This window comes from Inquilinus limosus MP06 (genome assembly GCF_000767795.1).
GTDB classification, from domain to species: Bacteria; Pseudomonadota; Alphaproteobacteria; order DSM-16000; family Inquilinaceae; genus Inquilinus; species Inquilinus limosus_E.
In genome coordinates this window covers 1-1,737 of the sequence record NZ_JANX01000881.1, presented here as the reverse complement: position 1 = coordinate 1,737, position 1,737 = coordinate 1, and the positions used below count along the sequence as shown (strand labels likewise).

General features: G+C 70.2%; 1 protein-coding gene. It reads left to right on the top strand.

Going from position 1 to position 1,737, the window contains the following annotated elements:
* A partial coding sequence (locus P409_RS33540) for an Rne/Rng family ribonuclease (protein WP_152613687.1) occupies positions 1-1,737 on the top strand: 1,737 nt, incomplete at both ends.

Below are 1,737 nucleotides of genomic sequence, written 5' to 3'. Positions count from 1 at the left end.
GGCCCGAGCGAGATCGTCGAGGCTGTCGAGGTGGCCGGCGACGCCGTGGCGGGCGAGGTGATCGCCGCCGAGGCCGCGGCAGAGGGCGGCTTCGGCGAGACCCTGTCGACCGAGGGCGACAGCGGCCCGGTGGCCCTGCTGGCCCCGGCCGAGGCGCCGAAGGGTGACGACCCGGCCACGGCCGAAGGCGAGAACGGCAACGGCCACAGCCATGACGGCGAGCAGGAGCCGGGCGTCGAGGTGCTGGGCGGCGACGAGGCCGAGGAGGCCCGCGACCGCCGCTCGAAACTGCCGAACTACCGCAACTACAAGATCCAGGAGGTCATCAAGCGCCGGCAGATCATGCTGGTGCAGGTGACCAAGGAGGAGCGCGGCAACAAGGGCGCCGCGCTGACCACCTACCTGTCGCTGGCCGGCCGCTACTGCGTGCTGATGCCGAACACGCCGCGCGGCGGCGGCATCAGCCGGAAGATCGCGAATCCCAAGGATCGCAAGAAGATGAAGGCGATCATGGATGACCTGGACGTGCCGGACGGCATGGCGGTCATCCTGCGGACAGCGGGGCTGGAGCGGACCAAGCTGGAGATCCGGCGCGACCTCGACTACCTGCTGCGGCTGTGGGATTCGATCCGGCAGACGACGCTGCAGTCGACCGCCCCCTGCGCCATCCATGAGGAGGCGGACCTGATCAAGCGGGCGATCCGCGACCTCTACTCGAAGGATATCGAGGAGGTCCTGGTCGCCGGCGAGGAGGGCTACCGCACCGCCAAGGACTTCATGCGCATGCTCATGCCGAGCCATGCCAAGAAGGTCCAGCCGTACCAGGACGAGAACGTCCCGCTCTTCCACCGCTTCAACGTGGAAGGCCAGATCGATGCGATGCACAGCCCGGTGGTGCAGCTGCGCTCCGGCGGCTACATCGTCATCAACCCGACCGAGGCGCTGGTCTCGATCGACGTCAACTCCGGCCGCTCGACCCGCGAGCGGAACATCGAGGAGACGGCGTACAAGACCAACCTGGAGGCCGCCGACGAGGTGGCCCGCCAGCTGCGCCTGCGCGACTTGGCCGGGCTGATCGTCATCGACTTCATCGACATGGAGGACGACCGCCACAACAAGGCGGTCGAGCACCGGCTGAAGGAGGCGATGCGGCAGGACCGCGCCCGCATCCAGATCGGCCGGATCAGCGCCTTCGGCCTGCTCGAGCTGTCGCGCCAGCGGCTGCGCCCGAGCCTGATGGAGACGCATTTCGAGACCTGCGCCCATTGCGGCGGCCTGGGCATGACCCGGACCACCGGATCGGCCGCCCTGTCGGTGCTGCGCGCGATCGAGGAGGAGGGCATCCGCAAGCGCGCCTCCGAGATCACCGTGCATGTCGCCACCGCGATGGCGTTGTACCTGCTGAACCAGAAGCGCGACGCCCTGGCCGACATCGAGCGGCGCTACGGCGTGCGGGTGATGGTCGAGGCCGATGACAGCCTGATCCCGCCGGCGCACCGGATCGAGCGCACCCGGGCCCGCGGCGCCGAGCTGCCGGCCCCGGCCGCCCCGGTCGACAACACCGCCCGGATCATGGCCGAGACCGACGCCGCGCTGGAGGCCGAGGCCGAAGAGGTCGAGGACGAGGCGGAAGAGGTCGCGGAGGCCCAGGAGCCGCGCCAGCAGCAGCGCCCGGGACAGCCGCAGCATCACGGCCAGCAGGCCGATGGCGAGGGCGGCCGTGGCCGTCGCCGCCGT